This window comes from Agarivorans sp. TSD2052 (genome assembly GCF_023238625.1).
Lineage (GTDB): Bacteria > Pseudomonadota > Gammaproteobacteria > Enterobacterales > Celerinatantimonadaceae > Agarivorans.
The window spans coordinates 1,584,729-1,605,755 of sequence record NZ_CP096670.1 but is presented as its reverse complement, the minus strand read 5'-3'; the positions used below and the strand labels follow the sequence as shown (position 1 = coordinate 1,605,755).

Below are 21,027 nucleotides of genomic sequence, written 5' to 3'. Positions count from 1 at the left end.
AATATTAAACGTCCAAACATTTTTTTAGCCATTGAGATAATGGCGTATACAGTTGTATGCTGTATGGGTTCTCATTGGGTTCAGAAACCATTTGGGGAGCACTGCCAACATATCTGTCATTTAATGCCCACTTAATAACCGCTAAGCCGAGCCGTTTTGCTTCTCTAGTGACCCAAGTATCAGTGAAACAAATAATCTGTAATTTAAAGTAAGCAGCTAGCCAAAGAACACCTGAGCTTTGGTATTGGTACACGTCGTTACTATAGTTAAATGCTATGATTGAGCTGTCCTTAAACAAGCGCATCAGTTGCTTATGCTCTATAAAACCGCGTATAAGTGTTAGATTGGCGCGCTGAGTATTCAACAGTTGTAAGTGTTGGTCTATCGTCACTAAGTGTACCGCTTCTTTATTTATCGAGTATTGTATCACTATCTGCCAATTGGGGTATCGTTGTGATATGCCCTCTACCATGGTTGGTAGCTCACAAAACCCCTTGTTTTCTTTTGCATCGCCAACATACAAAATAATTTGTTTATTTACGTTATCAATACATTTAACCTGGTCTCGACTTAAATCACCTAGCAGCAAGCATGGTTGTAAGCCCACCTCACCACCAGCAAGCCCTTGAGCAACACCTATAATTTCGGCATCAGCGCCATATAAGGCAACATTAGGAAACTGAACCAGTCTGCGCAGGGGTATTTCAAAGCGCATCTTTTGTTTGATAATCGCGGTTTCACTTTCAACCAACTGGCGATAAGGGTGGTACATAAGGCAAATATTGATGTTCACCTTATCTAGAAAACAAGGTTTACCCCATTTTTTTTCTAACAAGCTAAGCGCTAAGCTAATAGCTTGCGCGTGTGGCCAGTCTACGGTATGACACCAAAAAGTGATTTTTTCAGCTTCGGGTAATTTGCCAACAGCATCAGATATCGCATCATAATACTCTTGCGCTAATCGCTGTATGTACGCTAATAGATCTTGCGGTGAGGGCTGATGATAAAAATACTGATAAAAGTCGGTTTTAAACACCGGTAATACTTCTACGTTCTCAGCCTCTAATTGTTGAGCAAACCCAGCCGGACATTGCTGATGACAATATACTAATAAGCGACAATCGGTTAAATGTTGCGAGGCCTGTGCTATCGATTTAATCGACGCGGGGTGGTGCCCGCCTAGCTCTCTTAAACCAGGGTCGAGTACCACCAAATATTTGTTAGACAGCGAAACCATTATTTCAGTGCACTAATTTCATAATAGTCATGCTTTGCTGTAAATGGTTTGGAACTATTTTAGGTTTTACGCCCTTTAAAGCTGTCCAAACTGCGCCTTGCTGGCACTTTACATAGTAAAATTCTAGCTCTTCTTGCAACTGATGAATTTGTAGCAATGCCAATTCATTTTCAGCTTCAAGCTCTCGTTTATTGGCCGCTAATTTAGCTACTTCCGTCGATAACTCAGATATTTTTACTTCAGCATTTTTTTGCAGTTTTACACTCTCTGCATTGGCTTGCTGGCTGACACCACTAGCATTGTGATGTGCTTGCTCTAACTCTTCTTGAAGCTGATGAATTTGCAGAAGTGCAAGCTCTCTTTCGCTTTCCAAGCTAGCCATTTGAGACTCTAGGCGCTTAACTTCACCCTGCAGGTCGCCTTCTTTAGCTTCAGCGGCCAGTTTCAGCTGGTAATTGTCTTCGCCAAGTTTCTGGTGAGTGTCCCGCTCTTTAAGATAAGTTTGCTCTAGCTCTTCTTGAAGCTGGTGGATTTGAAGTAGTGCAAGTTCATTTTCGGCCTTTAGCTCATTTCGACTAGACTCTACATCCTCAATTTGAGCTGAATACTTCGTTGCTTTTATTTGCGATAGCGCGTTTAGCTGTTGCAACTCGGTTAGGTAGTTCTGCTGCCTAGCGTTAATGCTTGGCTCAAATGCCTTGTTAAGCGAACATGAGGCGCTTTCAAGCTGTTCGTACAAAGCCTGCACTTCTTGGTTGCTATATATTCGGATACAACACGAGAGCACTGTCATTAGCTCTTCAAAATCGCTTTCGCTTGTCTGTGAAAAATGAGCTAAAGACACATTAAACAAACGGCTAAAAATATCGCCCCACTGCTGAGTATTGTTAAACACCTGATGTTGGTTAAACAGTGTTGAACGCGGTAAGTTTGAAAAATGTACATCTAGAAGCTGATTACTCGCCCCTACCCAGGCCTTTGTGGCCTCTTCATCAATACATGAAAACTCTGGCGCAGAATAAAAATGAATAAAGTGGCAATGTTGATAAATGTTTGCCGCATTAGCCAGTGTGCTCAACTCGCCTTGAAAGATGCACGCGTAGGCAGTAGCGGAAGCGTCATTGGTTTCTGCAACTATTTGTTCAGCACACGTTTGAAGTTGCAAATCGCTCTGCTGAGCGCCGAGATATTTAATTGAATCATTTTTGCCTAAGTAATCTTGCAGGGCTTGTTGGTTTTGGGCCTTATTCAGTCCACAAAAAACGAACAATGTCATTATTATTCCTTGGTTATTCTGCTAAGCGAAATAAAACATAGAGGATTTATTGCCTCTATGTTTTTTCAATTATAGTTTTTGTACTTCTTGCAGTGCTTGCTTTATATATTTGGAGGCCGTTTGTTCGTTACTTGCTTCAGCGTAACAACGCAACTCAGGGGCATTGCCAGAAGGGCGTAAATGAATAACATCGCCGTTAGTTAAATTCACTCTTAATCCGTCTGTGGTATCTATACCGTCAACCAGTACATCAGTAAAACCCAAATGAGATAGCAAACTTTGGGGATCTTTAGCACCTTGTTGCAAAATAGATACACTACGGGCTGTGGCAAAGTTTTGAATACGGTCACTGGCGGTAAAACGCTGTGGTAAATTTGCCACTAAAGCAGCAATCCCGTTATCGGCGGCAGCGATAAGTAACGCGATAAATGGAAGAACAGCATCGCGAGTGGGTAAGCTTTTAAGCGCGGTATTGTTAATATCAATATCACTACCTAATAAAAAACCACCATTAGCTTCAAAACCGGCAATACGCTGATATTTTGTGGCTAAATTATCAAATTCTGCGATAACATATGGAGAGCCAATTTTAGTTCTGCTCACATGCGAAAACTTGCCACTTAATTCAATCGCTGTATTACAGCTTACAGGCACAGCAAGTGCGTCAAGTTGTAACGCATCTGCACAGAGTAAACCTAGAATATCGCCACGTAACCACTCACCGTTTTCATCTGAGACTAGTGGGCGGTCACCGTCGCCATCTGTTGAAAAAATCGCATCAAAACCATATTGTTCAGACCAATTTCGCGCTTTAACTTTGTCTTCATCACTTACCGCTTCTGTATCGATGGGAACAAAGGTATTGGTTCGTTCTAAAGAAATAACTTCGGCACCCAACGCTGTAAAAATGTCAGGATACAAATCTCGCCCCGCACTAGAATGCTCATATATACCAATGCGCTTACCCGCCAATGGCTTTACCGTTTGCCCATTCTGCGAATAAAGTGAGGTATAACGCTGAATGTATTGTTGTGTAGCATCATTATCAATCGGCAATTCGGCAAAGTCAGCGAGCAGTTCAAACTGTACTTTCGCCGTTAGTATTGATGATTCGTCCTGTTTGCCAATTTCGCCGTCTGGTCGGTAAAACTTTAAGCCATTTCGGTCAAATGGTATATGACTCCCCGTCACCATAATTGACGGAATATGCTGTTGCATAGCTGAATACGCTAATGCAGGGGTGGGAATAACTCCGCAATAAACAACATTCACATTTGCTTGCTTGGCTGCTGCTGCGCAAGCTTGAGCCATTGCATAACTGCTTGGACGATTATCAATAGCTAAAGCAATCGTATCAAATTGATAGGCTTGGCGCATTACGTCAATAAAAGCATGAGTAAATGCTGCACAAACTTCTGGCGTAAAGTCTGTCACTAAGCCACGAGCACCACTGGTACCAAAAGCAACGTTACTATCACCCAGCACTTTGTCTGTAATACTTTTTTCAGTTGTCATATCTTAACCTTTGATTCGGCCATAACGGTCTTCAAATCGAACGATATCATCTTCACCCAAATAGCTACCGGTTTGTACTTCAATCATTTCTAGCATTATTTTACCGGGATTCTCCAAGGCATGGATAGTACCCAAAGGAATATAGGTAGATTGGTCTTCAGTAACAATGATAGTTTTATCACCATTGGTTACGCTAGCGGTACCGGATACAACGATCCAATGCTCGGCGCGATGATGGTGTTTTTGAATGGAGAGTTTTTCACCCGGTTTTACAGAGATACGCTTCACTTGGTCGCGTTTGCCAAAATCTATTGAGTCATACTTGCCCCAGGGGCGATAAACCTCTCGGTGAATATGATGTTCGGTTCTATTACTGGCCTTTAATTGCTCTACAATGGCTTTAACATCTTGTACTTGGTCTTTATTCGCCACTAACACTGCATCTTTAGTTTCAATAACCACGATGTTGTCTACACCTACTGCAGCAATCATTTTTTGTTCTGCATTAAAATAGCTGTTTGTAGAATTATGCGTTAATACATCACCGCGCATAACATTGCTATTTGAGTCCTTGTCCGATATGTCCCATAAGGCAGACCATTCACCCACATCGCTCCAGTCAGCATCTAAAGGAATAACCACTGCACTGGTGGTTTTTTCCATTACAGCATAGTCAATCGATTCTGAAGGGCAGGCTGAAAAGATGTCATTGTCGACCCGGACAAAGTCCATGTCTGAAACGGCAATATCCATGGCAGCTTCACAGGCTTTATATATGTCAGGTCTATGCTCGTTCAATTCTTCCAAATAGCGCGACGCTTTAAACAAAAACATCCCGCTGTTCCAATAGTAGTTACCATTATCTAGATAGCTTTGCGCTGTTTTTGCATCCGGTTTTTCTACAAACTGATCAACATTAAAACCATGTGTGGTCTCTTGACCTCGTTTAATATAACCATAACCGGTTTCTGGGTGTCTGGGGACAATGCCAAAGGTTACCATTTTACCGTTTTGCGCTTCAACGTAGGCTTTAGCAACACTCTCTTCAAAAGCACTTTGGTTTTTAATCACATGGTCAGCGGCTAACACCAGCATCATCGATTCGGGATCGTGTTTAAGTAGTTGAAAAGCGGCTAAAGCGATTGCCGGAGCAGTATTACGCCCTACCGGCTCTAATATAATTTGGCCAAGTTGGCCCACTTCTCTTAACTGCTCTGCGGCCAAAAACCGATGTTCATCATTACAAATCACAATGTTTCTTTGCTGAGTAAAGGCTTCGGTGCGCTTTACCGTTTCTTGCAACATGCTATTGTCGCTCGTTAATTTTAAAAATTGCTTAGGATGCAATGCGCGAGACATTGGCCATAAACGGCTGCCCGTACCACCCGCCATGATTACCGGAGTAATATTCATAATGATTACCTACAAAAATAGAAAAAAAATAGAATTAAAGTAATGGCTTCCACCAAGATTCGTTGCTTAAATACCAATCTAAGGTTTTTGCAAAGCCACTGTCAAAAGATTCTTTAGGCTCGTAACCTAATTCATGATTGGTTTTGGTAGCATCAATGGCGTAGCGGCGGTCATGTCCTGCGCGATCTTCAACATAGGTAATCAGTTGTTCTGCTTTACCATGTAAAACCTGTTTCGCTAAAGGGAATTGTTCTGCCAGCTGAGGTTGCTGAATAAACTTGTTATTCATCTGCTTACACACTAATTTAACAATATCGATATTGGCCCATTCGTTATTGCCGCCGATGTTGTAGTTTTCGCCAACACGGCCTTTGTTTAGAACAAGTTCAATACCGCGCGCATGATCTTCTACGTATAACCAGTCACGAATTTGTTGACCGTCGCCATACACTGGCAGAGGTTTGTCTTGCAAAATGTTGGTGATAATTAGCGGGATTAACTTTTCAGGGAAATGATAAGGCCCGTAGTTATTTGAACAATTAGAGGTGGTAACCTGTAATCCGTAGGTGTGATGATAAGCGCGAACCAAATGATCACTGGCGGCTTTAGAGGCCGAATACGGCGAGTTAGGCGCATAAGCGGTATCTTCGGTAAATGCAGGATCAGTAGGGCTTAATGTTCCGTATACTTCGTCTGTACTAACATGGTGAAAGCGGTGAGCTACAGCTGGTTTACCATCTATTGCGGGCTGATCTATCCATACTTTTTTGGCGGCTTTTAATAAGCTATAGGTACCCATAATATTCGTTTCAATAAAGGCATCTGGCCCAGTAATAGAGCGGTCAACATGAGATTCAGCCGCAAAGTGCACTAAAGTATCTATATGGTGTTGGTTTAGTAGTTTTTCTACTAACTCGGTATCGCAGATATCCCCTTTTACAAAGCTAAAGTTAGGGTTGGCCGCTACTGGTTCGAGACTAGCTTTATTACCTGCATACGTTAGCGCATCAAGCACTACCACTTTATCTTGAGGGTTATTACTTAACCAATAATGGACAAAATTAACCCCGATAAAGCCGGCTCCACCGGTCACTAATAAATTTCTCATTGTTTCCTCTAAAATATATAAAACCAAAAGTTAATCGCTATAAGTGTAAAACTTTACGTAAAAAGCCTATCACTTAGGGCTTAGTGCTTAGTACTTTCAGCTAAACTAACTGGTCCATCATGCTGCTTAATTGCTGACGCCAGTGCACCGTGTTTTGCCCGGATGCCTGCTCGGCAGTTTGTTTATCAATAACACTGAACGCAGGGCGAGCAGCGGGTAATGGGTAAGCCGCTGCCGCAATAGCTTTAATGGGTATCGCTTTACCTAGCAGGCCTTTTTCTATGGCTAACTCTTGAATAGCGACTGCAAAATCATACCATGAGGCTACACCTGCATCTGTCCAATGATAGATAGGCGTGCGATCTTGCCATTGAGGGTCTGCTGCTACGCTATTGCTAGCTTGCTTAGCTACCATTGCCCATAACCATAAAGCTAAGCCTTTGGCCCAAGTAGGGGTGCCCACTTGGTCATAAATAATACCTAGCTCTGGTTTATCCGCCATTAAACGCAACATGGTTTTTACAAAGTTATTGCCGTTTACCGAATACACCCAGGCGGTACGTACTATTAGCGCTTGCTCGGCTAAGGCCTCGTTTACCGCGATATCGCCCGCTAACTTAGATGCGCCATAAACGTTTATCGGCTTAGTTTGATCATCCACCTGATAAGGCGTGGTTTGATCGCCCGAGAATACAAAGTCGGTAGATATATGCATCAAGTACGCCCCCTGCTGCTTGCAGGCTTGGGCTATATATTTGGCACCTAACTCATTAACCGCAAAAGCGGTAGCTTGGTCCGCTTCTGCTTTGTCTACCGCCGTATAGGCCGCTGCATTTATCACAATGTCGGGTTTATGCAAACCGATAGCCGCTTGCACAGCCACTTGCTGAGTAATGTCTAGCTCTTCTAAGCCTAAGCTTATTAACTCGACATTAGCAGGCTTTGTTTGTTCGAGTTCCCAAGCCAGTTGGCCGCCCTTGCCGGTTACGAGTACTTTCATGAGTATCCTTGAGGTTTAAATGGCGACGATGCTTTTATCGCAAGTACGCCATGGTAACTATTATTGTTTTTACAACTTTGGCGCTAGGTCAAAAGCCAAGCCGTTTTCATCTTTCTCTGATATTAATGGCGCCAGCCCATTCACCAGCGGCCACTTGATACCTATAGCGGGATCGTTCCACTTAATGGATACATCAAATTCTGGCGCATAGTAGTCGGTGCACTTATACACAAACTCGGCTTCTTCACTGGTGACATAAAAACCGTGGGCAAAGCCTGCTGGCACCCATAATTGACGTTTGTTTTCGGCTGATAATAACACCCCAACCCACTGCCCATAAGTGGGTGAATTAGCGCGAATGTCTACCGCTACATCAAACACCTCACCGCTCACTACTCTTACCAATTTGCCCTGGGTATGCTGTGTTTGGTAATGTAAACCACGCAAAATACCTTGCTTAGACTTAGAGTGGTTATCTTGCACAAACGGCTGCTTAGTACAGTGTTGTTCAAATAAGCTTTGGCGAAAGGTTTCCATAAAAAAACCACGGTCGTCACCAAATACGGTAGGTTCGATAATTTTTACATCAGGTATTGCTGTTTCTACAAATTTCATTGCTGTCTCACTTTAGCTTCGGGCTTCGAGCTTCGGGCTTCGGGCTTCGGGCTTCGGGCTTCGGGCTTCGGGCTTCGCAAATATTGCCCTTGGGCTTATCAACACTCAAGCGGTAAATTAACTAAACACTTTGTTTTTAGTTAAGGCCATTAAGTACTGCCCGTAACCATTTTTAAGCATGGGTTTGGCTAAGGCTTGTAATTGTTCGGCACTAATTAACCCTTGTCGGTAGGCAATCTCTTCAGGGCAACATACCTTTAAACCTTGACGTTTTTCTAATACCGATATGAAGTGTGCAGCTTCGAGCAGAGAATCGTGGGTGCCCGTGTCTAACCAAGCGCTTCCACGCCCCATTAGTTCTACGCTTAATTCACCTTTTTGTAAGTAAAGGTTATTGAGATCGGTAATTTCTAGCTCGCCCCGTGGTGATGGTTTAATTGTTTTCGCCATTTCTACCACATGTTGATCATAAAAATACAAGCCTGTTACCGCATAATTTGATTTAGGTTCTGCTGGCTTTTCTTCTATAGATACTGCTTTGCCGTTGTCATCAAAGTCAACCACGCCGTAACGTTCGGGGTCGTGTACATGGTAACCGAATACGCTGGCACCAGAGGTTTGTTGATTCGCTTTTTTAAGCGACACACTCAAATCATTGCCGTAAAAAATATTATCGCCTAATACTAGGCAAGCTGGAGAGCCAGCTAAAAACTCTTCACCTAAAATAAAGGCTTGTGCTAAGCCATCGGGTGAAGGCTGAGCGACATAAGAAAAGGTTAGCCCCCATTGCTCGCCACTACCGAGTAACTCTTTAAAACGCGGTAACTCTTCAGGCGTAGCAATGATTAAGATGTCCGTTATGCCCGCTAACATCAGAGTAGAAATCGGGTAATAGATCATTGGCTTGTCATAGACAGGCATAAGCTGTTTACTAATTACTTTAGTTAACGGATAAAGTCGGCTACCGGAGCCGCCCGCTAATATAATTCCTTTTCTTTTCACTTCGTACGCCTTAATTTTTAGCTAGATACCACGAATAAGAATATCCATAGTACCCATCGTTAATTTTCATATAAAGTACTAAAAAACCGCCAGCTTAAACACTAAGCACTAGTGTCGGGTGATGCTAGTTGAGTTCTTTAATTGTTGCATGAATAATCTTACCCACACCAAACAGCAGCAACAATACAACCGCCATGAGCGCTAAATTATAATTAACATTTGGGTATTTATTCTCTTCTGGCTTAATCGGTGTTTCTACTCTAATAAGGTATTTAAGTTGGCGATAAGCTTCGATACGAGACTTTTCTAAAGATATCTGCGACGAGGTATATGCCGTTAAAGCGAGCTCTAAATCTACTTTATAGTCGGTAAATCTGGCTAACAATTGGCTAACCGACAAACCTTCAGGGTTAGTACTACTTAGCTCTCCACTACGTTGTTCGGTAAGGCGCTCTCTTTCGATAATCAGTTGTTCATATAAAGCATCTAATTTAGCTTGGGCCATAACAACCTGCGGGGCTTGACTGCTCATAGTAGATTTAAGAGCTCGAAGCTCTGCATGAGTAGTCGCAATTTGCCCCTCAATAGCATAGGCGATTTGCGACAATGCCATTCCCTCGGCCTCAGGATCAAGTAAGTTGTATTGCTGCTGAAAGCCTAATAAGCGTTTTTTTGCTTGCTGTAAGCGTTCTTCAACTAGCTGGTGCTCACCCTCTATAAAGGTAAGCTGGGCATTAGCCAATTGATGGCCGATAGAATTAATATACCATTCAGCTCTATTCGCTATGGCTTGACTCAAAGACAGAGAAAATTGAGGGTCAAAAGCTCTTACGTACACAGTAACGATTTGCGACGCATCATCGATATCTACTTGTACTTGATTCTGAAAATACTTGAAGGCGTCTTCTTGAGAGGAAGAATCAGACAGTTTGCTAAACCAGTCAATATCTGAGCTACTATAATGGGCTTTAATGGCGAGTTCAGATTCTAAATATTGCAACATATCATTAGAATAAATGTAGGCTTTAACTAACAGCGGATCGCTGTTACCACTACTGACACCTAAGCCACTTAATATTGCCATTGATGCGTCCATCGTCGCCATGCTGTCGGGTTGTTGCACAATGAGCTGCATTTGACTTTCATAACGAGGGCTAGCAATAACAAGCTGATAAACGGCAAACAGCATCCAAGGCATTAACACCAATAACACAATGGGCCGTTTCATAAATCCAATCAATAGCGCCAACTTACTATTCAGCCGATACTTTGACTTATCCTCGCTAGTTTGTGATTCACTAATAAGCGGGGGGATAGGGTTTTCTGGCGTGATTGAAACGATATTTTCTGTTGTTAAGGGCTCTAGCAACTCAGGATGACTTTTACTTAACTCGTCACGGAAGCGACGATGCAACCCGATAATTTCAGGGCCGTTGCCTTTTAAAAGCTTGGCTCGTTGAATAATACGATAAGCTAAACCAATGTTTGTTTCTGCCATATCACGCGCGATTTGCTTTAGATAAATAGCGTCATTCCATTTATCTTTATCTGTAGATTGCTTTAGCGCTAAGAACTGTGTTTCTATCTGCTCGATAGTGCTAGCGCTAGTCAGTTGGTTTTTCATAAATTATTATATCGCTCTATCGCTTGTTCTAAATCATTGTAAAACGTTAGCGAGCCATCATTGAGAATAATAGCGCTATCACAAAACTGTCTTATTTCATCCAAATCGTGACTCACCATTATTACGTTGGCTTCCTCACTTCGTTGAATTAGGGCACTTCTTGCCTTTCTTTTAAACTTGGGATCACCTACCGACGTTGCTTCGTCTATCAAATAGATATCAAAATCAATAGAAATACAGCAAGCAAATGCTAAGCGCGAACGCATGCCGCTAGAATAGCCTTTCACTGGCAAGTCAAATTTTACAGCTAAAGCCGCAAAAGACTGTACCTTTCTTTCAAATTCGTCTAAATCCATAACCCCGTTCACTCTGCCAATAAATCGCGCGTTTTCGCGCCCACTCATTTCAGGGTGAATACCCGTTGCTAGGGCGACTGGCCAGGAGATATTCAAGTCGGTGGTTATTCGGCCTTTATTCGGATATTCACTGCCCGCGAGCAAACGAAACAAGGTAGATTTACCTGCGCCATTAGCACCCAATATGCCAATATTATGACCAGCAGGAATGGCGAAATTCACGTTTTGCAAAATATACTGATTACCCAATTTTGACGGGTAATATTTTGTTACGTTTTCCAGTTGAATCATCGGCTAATTGCTCGCTTCCACAAAACTCTGTAACAACACAGAGACAAACACACCGCAGTTAAGGTAACAAATAGTAAATAATCTAAGCTTACGCCTTTAGCCCCAAAAGTCGTATAGGCAGCATCGCGAGCTAATTCTATGCCATTTAAGACTGGGTTCCAGTTTAAATATGGCCAATAAATAGAATTTATGTCTTGCAGGCTAAAAAACACGCCCGATATAAAAAATACCGGTTTCATTATCAAGTTTTCAACCTTACTCACTTCGATGACAAAACAACGTAAAAGGCCAAAAATCATACCGAATGCAGTAGCAAAAAGCCAAACAGTACACACTACCGTTATCAGTAGAAGAGGATTATCTAGGCGCACTTCAATACCAATCAGATACATGAGCCCGTAAATACCTAAGAAAACAGCCGCTTTTACTAATAACTCGAACAATGATGCAGCAATAACTGCACTAATCGGTTGAACTTGTCTAAAGGCAAATAGTGAACGATTGCGTAAAATGGCTCCCGAAGACGCAGAAACAGTGGTCAAAAATAGTTGAACCAAGGTCATCCCATAAAACATAAACACAAAGGTAGGAACGGTATGCGTATGCCCCCCTGACACTAAGCCGCGAATAGATGACAACAAAAATATAAATACAACTGGCTCGATCACTGCCCAACTGATACCTAGTTTGTCGCTAAATTTACTCCTAATCTCGCGAATAAAAATGGCAAAGATTACATCTTTCCACACAGCTAAACGGCTGCGTTTTAATACTGTGGCCATTAACCAACACCCTTTTCAGGTTTAACGGCGACTCGCTGAGCATGGCTGCGTTGCGAAATTGAAAGAGAAAACTCAGAGAGAACATCACTAATAATTGAAGGCATCTCACTTAACTCTTGCTGCATGTTGTTTTGCATGTCCTGCTTTAATTGAGGGTTATTATCCAGCTTTTGTAACTGCAGTGCAAAACTGGTATCGATTTCATTGGGTAACCACAAGGCAGATTGCAGGTTTTTGGTGTAAAACGGTATTTGGCCGACCGGCCTAACTAACGGAATAAGCCCTTGCTGCATCGCTTCTAATACGATCATCGCCATGCCTTCATTTTTTGAAGGCAACACTAAGTAACTAAAGTTGGCTAGCGTACTGGGTACTTGATTAGGTAACAGCGCCGGATGAAACTGCACATGTTCACCCAAGCTTAACTGCTCACCCAAAGCGATAAGTTCGGCTTTAGCCCCTTCATCGGGGCCGTATATATCTAAGCGCCAGCCATTGTCTAGCTTACGCATTAAGCTAAGTAGTTGCAGGGCTGTATTTAAGCCTTTATTAGCGGCAACACGCCCGATGAAGACCATTGATTTTGGGTGTTTTTCTGCCGGCACCTTTGCTTGCGGTATAAAGTGGTGGATTATAGAGACGTTTTTCTGCGTTAGCGGCATGATAAAGGCTTGGCTGGCTTCAGAATCTGTACACACTTTGTCAGATAACCTTAGTGACAACTGACTACTCAGCTTATCCAGCCAATGCTTAAACCGATTATTGTGAAATATGAACGCGGTTGAGATGCCAGTGAATAAGCTAATCACCCATAACAACGGTTGGCTACGCCACAAAGAAAACATCGCCCACTCTGGCTGTAGTTTAACCATTAGCTTATAGGCTTTAAAGTAAGTGATGGGGCTAAAGCGCTTGCCATTGATAATGTGCAGCCGTTGGCCTAGTAACTCTTTAGGTAAGCTGTCTACCAAGCCTTGTTCCGCCTGTTCTAAGCACACAAGGTGATACTCGATTTGCTCAGGTAAGTTGCTTAGCAAATACAATGCAGCGTTTTCCACTCCACCAATTTTTAGATGTGGCAAAACATGGACTAATTTAACGGGCTTTGACATTCTTCACCAGGTGTAGGTAACGCTCAGCCACTTGTTCTTTAGCAAAACATTTTTCCATCTCTTGCGAATGCACTAACACATGCTCTTGTTGGCAAGTGCTCACTATCGCAGCCACTAAACACGGCATATTTCTTATTGGCACAATGGTTGCGCCCACGGCACCTCTTACCGCCTCTCTCACGCCACTGCAAGCGGTAGCTATAACCGGCGTGTTTAGCAATAAGGCTTCGATAAGTACTGTTGGTAAACCTTCGTAGTCAGAAGTTAGTAACAATGCTTTGGCTTGTTGTATTAATGGGTAGGGATTGCTCACATGCCCAACAAAATGCACCTTATCGCTAATATTTAGCACATAAGCTAAACGCTCAAGTCGTTTGCGTAAACGCCCTTCACCCGCTATCACTAAAGGCTGGGTAACCTTGGCTTGTGCATAGGCTCTTAATAATCTATCAAAGCGTTTTTGCTTATCTAAGCGCCCTACGGCAATAAGATAGTTATTGGGCTGCAATTGCAACGCTAAAGGCAGCAACTGCTCTCCCGCTTTTAGGCGAATATCTTCAGCATCAATAATATTGGGGATCACTTCAATCATGTTATCGGTGACTTTAAGCCGACGCCGAATATCATTTTTAACTGACTTAGATACCGCTAGCTTGGGTCGGTTTTTTATCGACCTTGCCATCACCATCATATTGACCTTACTCGGCAGCCACCATTTGGCCTTGAGCTGCAAACTTTTTTTATTGTGCAGCACCATGTAGCAAGGCATTTGGCTGACTTGTGAGTAAAGCACTTTAGAATAATGACAATGTAAAAAAGCCACGTCGATGTCTTTTTCTAGCAGTAATTGCTCTAGCTCGGCACTTTTCCGCTTGGCTTTTAACTTGTAAAATACCAAGCCACCAACGCTATACTTGGCTATTCGCCTAACTAAATCGGTTTTCTTATTATTATTGTTAAGCAAACCTTTACTGTTTAGGCTGCTAATTTTAACCCCTTCAGGGGGCAAGATATCGGTGGGTTTTGCGACAATGATTTCTGATTCAATACCGCGCGAGCCAAGTTCTTGACATAAATTGAACACAGCTTTAGTCACACCGTTTCCATCAATACGATTAATGATATGTGCTACTTTCACTGTTGGCCTTGCCCCGCGTACTTTGTTTTACTGAAGCTTAATCGTAGTATGTCTTTAAGCAATGAGCTACTTGCTGCTGCATAGTAGTGATAGTAATTGGCCCGCCAATAGTGCGCCAAGCATTTAAAGCCAGCTAAACGGGCTTGTTTTCCTTGAATGATCGACAAGCGAAACTCTTGAAATGACCTTACTTGTAAGATTAATGCGCGCTGTTCATTTGAGCAATGCGCTGAGTCAAGCAAAGCTTGGTAAGCTTTCAAACGCATAAAAAACTCAGGTGGAAATTGATTACGCCAATAGCCTTTTAGCGCTTTTTTAATCTTCGTAGCCGTACTTTGGTATTGAGCACCCAAGGCATTTTGCTGATGTTGCCGATATTTAATTAATCTTTCAGGTATTAGACCAATGGCATCATTTTGTGCCGCTTTCAAGGCCAACCAGGCATCGTGAGGGTATTCACTATTTAGCGGCAACTGCTGCTTTACAAACTGCTTAGTGAGCGCCACTGTTGCGCCGGTCACCACGTTATGTCGAAGTAATACCGATAAAGCTTGTTGTTGATTAAAACGCTGCTGATTTAAAGACGAGAAGTGCACACACTGCCATAAGTCTGGCTGAATGATATTGAGCGCTTCGTCGGTGCGGTAAGCGTCACTAAATACCATCTGTTTATTAGGGTGTGACACCAAGTATGTTAGCTGTACTTCGGCCCTATTGCTTAGCCAATAGTCATCTTGATCGCTGAGCAATATATACTCTTGGGTACACAGGCTGAGCGCTTGCTCAAAGTTCTTAATAAACCCTAGGTTTACCGGGTTTTCAACTAATTTAAGCTTGATAGATGGGTGATTTTTTGCAAACAACCTGACCAGCGCCAACGAGTTATCGCTTGAGCCATCGTCACACACCACTAACTCATGAGGTGGGTGACTTTGCTTAGCGATGCTTTCTAACTGCTGCTGTAAAAATAGAGCACCATTAAAGGTGCACATGGCTACAGAGTATGCGGGTAGCATATTAGTCTCGCAGTACTACGTTAGCAGCAACAGCGATTTGATAGATAATCTGAGTGATATCTTTAACGGTTTGCATCGTTTTGGCATCAACTTTTGGCATCACCAAGATCTGATCACCAGCCACTAAGGTTTGCTGAGGGGAGAAGTCAATCATACCATTAGCATGCACTATCGCTATTCGCTCAATATCGGCACGCTCGGTAAATCCACCCGCCCAGGCTATGTAGTCTAGTAACACCGCATTTTCATTAAACACAATTGCTTGCGGCATCAATACTTCGCCCGCCACCTGAATAAGATCACTTTTAGGCGGAATGATTATCTCGTCGCCTTGCTCTAACCTTACATTAGCCACTTTACCGTTTGAGGCCAAAATAACCTTACCAAGTGGTTCAATTTGACGGGCTCGCTCAACAAACTGCAAAATTAACTCTGCTTCTTTTTGGCGAATTAAGGCTTCGCCATCTGACGACGCCGGCGCGGTAAATACACTTCGTTCTAAACGACGTAACGATTCTTCAATCAGTTCTTTTTGCTTTAAGGCGACACTTTCACGTTGAATATAAATTGATTGGGTATCGGCCAGATCAGGTTCGACAGAAATATAATCAAGTAGCTCTAATAAACGCGCATCTTTATTTACGGTGTAATAAGACGGCCCTAAATAACTACCTGATATTTTAACATCCACAACCTGCGGGCGTAGATCATCGTTAAAGGTGACTGTATCGCCATCTTTAAGCTCATAAGACTGAAACTGCCTAAACGGTAAATACACCGATACTGGGCCAGAGTCTCTATTGCCCGCCACTGCTACATGGCTAATTTTAGCCATTGGGCGCGCATAGTCAGTTAAACGTTGGCCTAAAGATGTTTGTTCTAACAATTCAAATCGAAATGGGTAGCGAGCCCCTCCTTCTACCGTGACAGTAGGGCCTTGCTCTCCCACCAAGATAACGTCGTTATCTTTGAAAGTAACTTTTGGCAATACTCCGTTTCTTAAGAAGTCATAAAGATCAATAACTTGTAATGGTTTGCCATTTCTGATGATGGTAATATTACGGTAGCTACCTCTTTCTGAATCTACCCCGCCAGTGCGATTTAAATAATATAGTACGCTGTCTGACGCTAAGCCCGCGTATTGACCAGGGCGCAATACCGGGCCGGTTACAAATACACTAACCGGTGTGGCATTTAGTAGGTTGACATACACGTTAACGTTATTGGTATATACCGCTCTAATTTTACCAGCAACAACATTATTTACTTCTGTTGCTGGTACCTCAGATACCTTAATAGGACCAATCTCAGGGATGAAAATGTTGCCTTGATTATCTACCGTTACAATAGCAGCATGGCTTACCGCCCCCCATATTGCTATCGATATCTTATCGCCTGGTGCAACGATATAATCAGGATTTAGCCCATCGCTACGCTCGGCCTCGTAGCCACCTGTAAACAAATTAGCGCCATAAGGCGGCGGCAGACCTTCTTCGCCTACCGGCAATACATTCGCTGAACTAGGGTTGATAGATTGACTAGGGTTGATTGATTGACTAGAAGACGCCACTCTAGATTGGCTAGCGAGAGCCTCTGCTTGAGAAGCTGGGATCAGTTCATTAGCCTGAACAACACTTAGACTGAGAGACGTAGTACTTACCGCCAACAAAAAACGACAAGTTAAAGTTTTAAAGAGATTTTTCACAAGCTTAACTACCTAAATTCAAGTCATAGGTTAAATCTGAAACAGCTGGAGACGAGAGGTACCAAGCATTATCTGTTTGTTGTTTACAGGCGACTCTTATTTCAGGTGAATCTTGAGTGTTGATTTCTTGCGCTTCAAACCTACGGCACAATTTACCACTAGCTGATTGATATAAATCTAGAAGGGTAATTTGATAAATTGATACTTGCAGCTGCTCGTAGGTTTGACCGGTGTCTAACACTACCCAATAGGATTCGGGAATGAGGTTTTTGTCTTTCTCAATAACATTTTCTACCAACTCGCGGCTCGCCACAGGTTGTTCGATAGGTTTAGCGCAGCCTAGCATTATGCCGCTCACACCAAACACTAACATCCATTTAAACATTCTCATTAGTTCAACTATCTTTATTTATAAGTTTAACAGTTTAAGCACCTAAACAAGGCTCTTAGACTTTATTTGACCCACTATAGCGTTATACAGAAAGAATGCGAACAAGAAGCTAGCGAACAGCAAAGGTTCTGGCATTTTGTACACGCAACTCACCACCCCAAAACAAGCCATGCCCAAGGCTAATAGACAGACAATCGCTAACACCTGCTTTTTACTGTAACCGGCGTTAAGCAGGCGGTGGTGAATGTGGCGGTGATCGGCTTTAAGTGGTGATTCGTTAGCTTGTACGCGATGGATGACTACTGAGGCCATATCCATTAAGGGAAGACCCACCATCCACAACGCAGTAGCGGAAGTGAAGCTAGGTGTACTACTCTGAGTACCGCCAATCAGTAGCCAAACCACACTGTAACCTAACAGCATGGCACCTGCATCGCCAAGAAACACCTTGGTTTTAAATGGCGGCACGGTTAAATTCATCAGCAAGTAAGGGATAAGCGCCACTGAAAGAGATAAGGCTAACATAGTGTTAAAGCCGATGCCGTTAAAAGAGAACAATAGTGCCATTGAGGCAAAGGTGACCATGGCCACCCCTCCGACTAAACCATCGAGGCCATCTAACATGTTAAAAGCGTTAATTGCGCCGACTACAGCTAAAGCGGTGAGTAGGTAACTTGCGCTGCCTAGGTAAATATCTCCCATGCCCACCAAATCACCTAAATTAAATAGAAAGTGTTCCATTTGAAAACACAAAAATAGGGTAATCAGGATCTGCATGAATAACTTAAACTTGGCCGACAGACCCGAACGGTCGTCGATGACTCCCAGCAATACACACATCAGCGCGCCGGAAAAATAAGAAATACTGTCGGAATCAAAAGGAACAAATACGAGGGTACTGGCAGCTAAACCAAAGAAAACAGCAATACCACCCACCGCAGGGACGGGACAGTCGTGGTTTTTTCGGCTATCGGGAATATCGTGTAAGCCAATAAACTCAGAGAATGGCTTTAAAAAAGCCAGAGCGACAAACGTTAATACTGTGGTTCCCAACAGTAAAAATATCAGAGATGTCATGAAAAACCTTAGCCTAATACTTTCGAAAAATCCGTTTGTTAACTACCCATTGTCGCAGATACAAAATTGCGAGCAATTATCCATTAGCACTATGTTGTGCCTTTATGAATGCTTTAGGCGACATGAACAACTATGATTATGGCAGTAAATTACTAAATCACAACAGTGAACGCCGACTCGGACATATTAACCCAAAATCGACAAAAATAGGAAGGAAATAAACAAACAATTCTCTCAATTAGCCTACAGGAAACAATTTTAGGCTAATGCGATCTTCAACCAAGTTACGAAAGCGAAGGCTGAAACCGATATCAGCCAGTTGAGCCACCCCTTCGGGGTAACGGGTATCTGCGCGAAGACCTAAAGCAAGGCCTGGATGAGCGGCATCGAAAGGTTTTGGCGCATCAATCAAGCCGGCATTAGCATAGCGAACTTGGTCATGCTCGATGATGCCGTATAAACATGCTGCGGGGGCGCGTAGGTCTGCGGCTTTAATAATGTTGTTTAAGGATTTTAAGGCTTCACTGGGTTGCAGCGCGGTAGGGTCGTTAACCAAAAAGCGGTTCCACATATCTTGAAAGAAGCCATTAACGATAACCGCTGCTACTACCCCTTCATCGCCAAGCAAGCAGATATCCACCACCAAAAAGCCAACGTGATGCTCATCGATTTGCTTAATAATTGGGAATAAGGTTTGGCCTTTAAGCCGATAGTGGCAAAAAAAGCCGACTATTTCTTGGGTCGCCTTAGGAAGAATTTCACGCAATACTAAACTGGCTTGAGCGTCATTGGCTCTGAAGTGGGCTTTGTGCTCATCAAATTCGGCAAATTCCATTTGCAAGTCTTGCTCTTCTGCCATGGATAAGCTCGACAAAATGGTACTGATTAATTCTTGAAAATCGGTGAGAGGTTTAACCAAAAAGTCACTGGCTCCTAATTGCAGAACCCTGCGCAAGTCGGCCATGGTACTTTTGCCAGAAATGACAATAATGCTGCCGTTATAATTGTCTAAGCGCTCCAGCAGTTCGACGCCATTCATGGTAGGCATCACTAAGTCCATTAATATTACGTCGTAATGTTGTTGAGCTAAGGTATCTAAGGCTTCTTGGCCATTTTCTACGGCGCACACCATCGCACCTTGCTGAGTGAGATAAGCAAGTAACTGCTGACGAAATACCACTTCGTCTTCAACAACTAATATAGAAATTCCATATAATGGATTTTCAGCTTGCAGCGACATTCCTTAGTCACCTTTTCCTTATTTATTAATACGTTATTAATTAAACCGTGGTCTATCCAGTTGACTATATAAGCAAAAACGCGATAACGCCAGTAAGCAACCGTAAAAAATAACCAACAAAAAACTAACATTTTCATAAACACACAAGGCAGGCATTTAATACAGCAGTATTGAAGATGGCTAGCCGATGATAGAACTTGAGCCTATTTGCATAAGCATAGACTAGCTCGGCTAATATTCTTCTATCTCGTCTAAATATTCTTCTAGGGCATCGTCTACGTCTTGTTTTGACGACGTTGGCGGCTTGCCGTTGTAGAAACGGTACAAACGATATTGCAAATAGGCATCTTTAACAAACGAGTAACTGTCTAGGGAGTTATCTAATAAAGGTTCTTGTTCAATCACTGAAGCACGCTTGTAGAGGCCATCTAAGCCCCACTTTATCGCTTGCTCTGTTAAAGTAAGACCGGTTAACGGCGACGCAAAAGCGTCTATCCAGTCTCCCACTTCTTTACGAACAGTGGTAGGACCCAACACAGGCAACATAACGTACGGGCCTTCTGGTACACCATAAAAGCCCATTACATCACCAAACTCTTCGATGTCACGGGTAACACCAGAACGCCCCATAAGATCAAAAATCCCAAACAGCCCAAAGCTAGAATTAAACAAAAACCGCACTAAGTTATTCGAGGCTCGCTCTACTTTACCTTGCAGTAAATGGTTGGCAAAACTGGCGGGTTCTTCCAAATTACGAATAACGTTATTGACCGCTTCGCGAAGACCGAAGGGCAAATATTCTGCGTAAACATGGGTAACCGGTCGGTACAAAGGTTTGTCTAAATACTGATAGTTAAAATTCCACATACTGCGGTTAAACCCTTCAAAGGGGTCTGAAAAGTCTTGGATTTCTTGGGCACGCGTCGGCAAAACCATTGAAAAAACGGTGGTAAACAACGCAAAAAACCAAACAACTCTATGTGGCACTTTACACCCCTTCCATGGCGACTTAATACCAAACTAAACAAATTATTAGCCATTCTGATGCGAGAAAAACAGCCACCATGCCTAGCAACGAGTAATGAGGATAAGCCCTTACTGTAATGCTTATTTCAATAACCGCGCGCTA

Annotated in this window: 19 protein-coding genes; all 19 read right to left on the bottom strand. The window is 42.8% G+C overall.

From position 1 onward, the window contains the following. Window positions 1-4 precede the first annotated feature (4 nt). The gene (locus M0C34_RS07295) at window positions 5-1,237 is read right to left on the bottom strand and encodes a hypothetical protein (protein WP_248714973.1); all 1,233 of its coding nucleotides are present in this window, start codon (window positions 1,235-1,237) and stop codon (window positions 5-7) included. Between the two features lie 4 nt (window positions 1,238-1,241). After that, window positions 1,242-2,513 (bottom strand): coiled-coil domain-containing protein, encoded by a 1,272-nt coding sequence (locus M0C34_RS07290; protein ID WP_248714972.1) that lies wholly within the window; start codon window positions 2,511-2,513, stop codon window positions 1,242-1,244. Window positions 2,514-2,582: 69 nt separating this feature from the next. Then, on the bottom strand, window positions 2,583-4,028 hold the full coding sequence (locus M0C34_RS07285; RefSeq protein WP_248714971.1) for a phosphomannomutase: 1,446 nt from the start codon (window positions 4,026-4,028) through the stop codon (window positions 2,583-2,585). A 3-nt stretch (window positions 4,029-4,031) separates the two neighbouring features. After that, a complete protein-coding gene (locus tag M0C34_RS07280) occupies window positions 4,032-5,441 on the bottom strand; it encodes a mannose-1-phosphate guanylyltransferase/mannose-6-phosphate isomerase (protein WP_248714970.1) in 1,410 nt (469 codons plus the stop codon). 34 nt (window positions 5,442-5,475) lie between these two features. After that, window positions 5,476-6,549 (bottom strand): dTDP-glucose 4,6-dehydratase, encoded by a 1,074-nt coding sequence (gene rfbB / locus M0C34_RS07275; protein WP_248714969.1) that lies wholly within the window; start codon window positions 6,547-6,549, stop codon window positions 5,476-5,478. 100 nt (window positions 6,550-6,649) lie between these two features. Then, entirely contained in the window at window positions 6,650-7,549 is a 900-nt protein-coding gene (gene rfbD, locus M0C34_RS07270; RefSeq protein ID WP_248714968.1) for a dTDP-4-dehydrorhamnose reductase, read from the bottom strand. A 69-nt stretch (window positions 7,550-7,618) separates the two neighbouring features. Continuing rightward, window positions 7,619-8,164, bottom strand: coding sequence for a dTDP-4-dehydrorhamnose 3,5-epimerase (gene rfbC, locus M0C34_RS07265; RefSeq protein ID WP_248714967.1), 546 nt, complete (start codon window positions 8,162-8,164; stop codon window positions 7,619-7,621). A 117-nt stretch (window positions 8,165-8,281) separates the two neighbouring features. Continuing rightward, complete coding sequence (gene rfbA, locus M0C34_RS07260) at window positions 8,282-9,166, bottom strand: glucose-1-phosphate thymidylyltransferase RfbA (RefSeq protein ID WP_248714966.1); 885 nt, start codon at window positions 9,164-9,166, stop codon at window positions 8,282-8,284. Window positions 9,167-9,290: 124 nt separating this feature from the next. Continuing rightward, the gene (locus tag M0C34_RS07255; protein ID WP_248714965.1) at window positions 9,291-10,790 is read right to left on the bottom strand and encodes a KpsE/RkpR family capsule polysaccharide export protein; all 1,500 of its coding nucleotides are present in this window, start codon (window positions 10,788-10,790) and stop codon (window positions 9,291-9,293) included. Continuing rightward, on the bottom strand, window positions 10,787-11,437 hold the full coding sequence (locus tag M0C34_RS07250; protein WP_248714964.1) for an ABC transporter ATP-binding protein: 651 nt from the start codon (window positions 11,435-11,437) through the stop codon (window positions 10,787-10,789). Before M0C34_RS07250 ends, M0C34_RS07255 begins: the two co-directional genes overlap by 4 nt. Then, complete coding sequence (locus tag M0C34_RS07245; RefSeq protein ID WP_248714963.1) at window positions 11,434-12,219, bottom strand: ABC transporter permease; 786 nt, start codon at window positions 12,217-12,219, stop codon at window positions 11,434-11,436. The genes M0C34_RS07250 and M0C34_RS07245 overlap by 4 nt, the downstream gene beginning before the upstream one ends. Next, window positions 12,219-13,331: a glycosyltransferase family 4 protein gene (locus tag M0C34_RS07240; protein ID WP_248714962.1), complete on the bottom strand. Its 1,113-nt coding sequence runs from the start codon at window positions 13,329-13,331 to the stop codon at window positions 12,219-12,221. The genes M0C34_RS07245 and M0C34_RS07240 overlap by 1 nt, the downstream gene beginning before the upstream one ends. Next, complete coding sequence (locus tag M0C34_RS07235; RefSeq protein WP_248714961.1) at window positions 13,315-14,469, bottom strand: glycosyltransferase; 1,155 nt, start codon at window positions 14,467-14,469, stop codon at window positions 13,315-13,317. Before M0C34_RS07235 ends, M0C34_RS07240 begins: the two co-directional genes overlap by 17 nt. Beyond that, a complete protein-coding gene (locus M0C34_RS07230) occupies window positions 14,466-15,485 on the bottom strand; it encodes a glycosyltransferase family 2 protein (RefSeq protein ID WP_248714960.1) in 1,020 nt (339 codons plus the stop codon). The genes M0C34_RS07235 and M0C34_RS07230 overlap by 4 nt, the downstream gene beginning before the upstream one ends. A 1-nt stretch (window position 15,486) precedes the next feature. Then, window positions 15,487-17,190 (bottom strand): polysaccharide biosynthesis/export family protein, encoded by a 1,704-nt coding sequence (locus M0C34_RS07225; RefSeq protein ID WP_248714959.1) that lies wholly within the window; start codon window positions 17,188-17,190, stop codon window positions 15,487-15,489. Window positions 17,191-17,194: 4 nt separating this feature from the next. After that, a complete protein-coding gene (locus tag M0C34_RS07220) occupies window positions 17,195-17,581 on the bottom strand; it encodes a hypothetical protein (RefSeq protein WP_248714958.1) in 387 nt (128 codons plus the stop codon). Window positions 17,582-17,623: 42 nt separating this feature from the next. Further along, the gene (locus tag M0C34_RS07215) at window positions 17,624-18,658 is read right to left on the bottom strand and encodes an undecaprenyl-phosphate alpha-N-acetylglucosaminyl 1-phosphate transferase (protein ID WP_248714957.1); all 1,035 of its coding nucleotides are present in this window, start codon (window positions 18,656-18,658) and stop codon (window positions 17,624-17,626) included. A 238-nt stretch (window positions 18,659-18,896) separates the two neighbouring features. Then, on the bottom strand, window positions 18,897-19,898 hold the full coding sequence (locus M0C34_RS07210) for a response regulator (protein WP_248714956.1): 1,002 nt from the start codon (window positions 19,896-19,898) through the stop codon (window positions 18,897-18,899). 231 nt (window positions 19,899-20,129) lie between these two features. Then, complete coding sequence (locus M0C34_RS07205; protein WP_248714955.1) at window positions 20,130-20,885, bottom strand: MlaA family lipoprotein; 756 nt, start codon at window positions 20,883-20,885, stop codon at window positions 20,130-20,132. Between the last annotated feature and the right edge of the window lie 142 nt (window positions 20,886-21,027).

Bases quoted from the DNA above. Each gene is read 5' to 3' on its own strand.
- rfbC (WP_248714967.1), bottom strand. From the start codon at position 8,164: ATGAAATTTGTAGAAACAGCAATACCTGATGTAAAAATTATCGAACCT.
- M0C34_RS07250 (WP_248714964.1), bottom strand. From the start codon at position 11,437: ATGATTCAACTGGAAAACGTAACAAAATATTACCCGTCAAAATTGGGT.
- rfbB (WP_248714969.1), bottom strand. From the start codon at position 6,549: ATGAGAAATTTATTAGTGACCGGTGGAGCCGGCTTTATCGGGGTTAAT.
- M0C34_RS07240 (WP_248714962.1), bottom strand. From the start codon at position 13,331: ATGTCAAAGCCCGTTAAATTAGTCCATGTTTTGCCACATCTAAAAATT.
- M0C34_RS07210 (WP_248714956.1), bottom strand. From the start codon at position 19,898: ATGTCGCTGCAAGCTGAAAATCCATTATATGGAATTTCTATATTAGTT.
- M0C34_RS07280 (WP_248714970.1), bottom strand. From the start codon at position 5,441: ATGAATATTACTCCGGTAATCATGGCGGGTGGTACGGGCAGCCGTTTA.
- M0C34_RS07295 (WP_248714973.1), bottom strand. From the start codon at position 1,237: ATGGTTTCGCTGTCTAACAAATATTTGGTGGTACTCGACCCTGGTTTA.
- M0C34_RS07255 (WP_248714965.1), bottom strand. From the start codon at position 10,790: ATGAAAAACCAACTGACTAGCGCTAGCACTATCGAGCAGATAGAAACA.
- M0C34_RS07245 (WP_248714963.1), bottom strand. From the start codon at position 12,219: ATGGCCACAGTATTAAAACGCAGCCGTTTAGCTGTGTGGAAAGATGTA.
- rfbD (WP_248714968.1), bottom strand. From the start codon at position 7,549: ATGAAAGTACTCGTAACCGGCAAGGGCGGCCAACTGGCTTGGGAACTC.
- M0C34_RS07220 (WP_248714958.1), bottom strand. From the start codon at position 17,581: ATGAGAATGTTTAAATGGATGTTAGTGTTTGGTGTGAGCGGCATAATG.
- M0C34_RS07285 (WP_248714971.1), bottom strand. From the start codon at position 4,028: ATGACAACTGAAAAAAGTATTACAGACAAAGTGCTGGGTGATAGTAAC.
- M0C34_RS07290 (WP_248714972.1), bottom strand. From the start codon at position 2,513: ATGACATTGTTCGTTTTTTGTGGACTGAATAAGGCCCAAAACCAACAA.
- M0C34_RS07215 (WP_248714957.1), bottom strand. From the start codon at position 18,658: ATGACATCTCTGATATTTTTACTGTTGGGAACCACAGTATTAACGTTT.
- M0C34_RS07230 (WP_248714960.1), bottom strand. From the start codon at position 15,485: ATGCTACCCGCATACTCTGTAGCCATGTGCACCTTTAATGGTGCTCTA.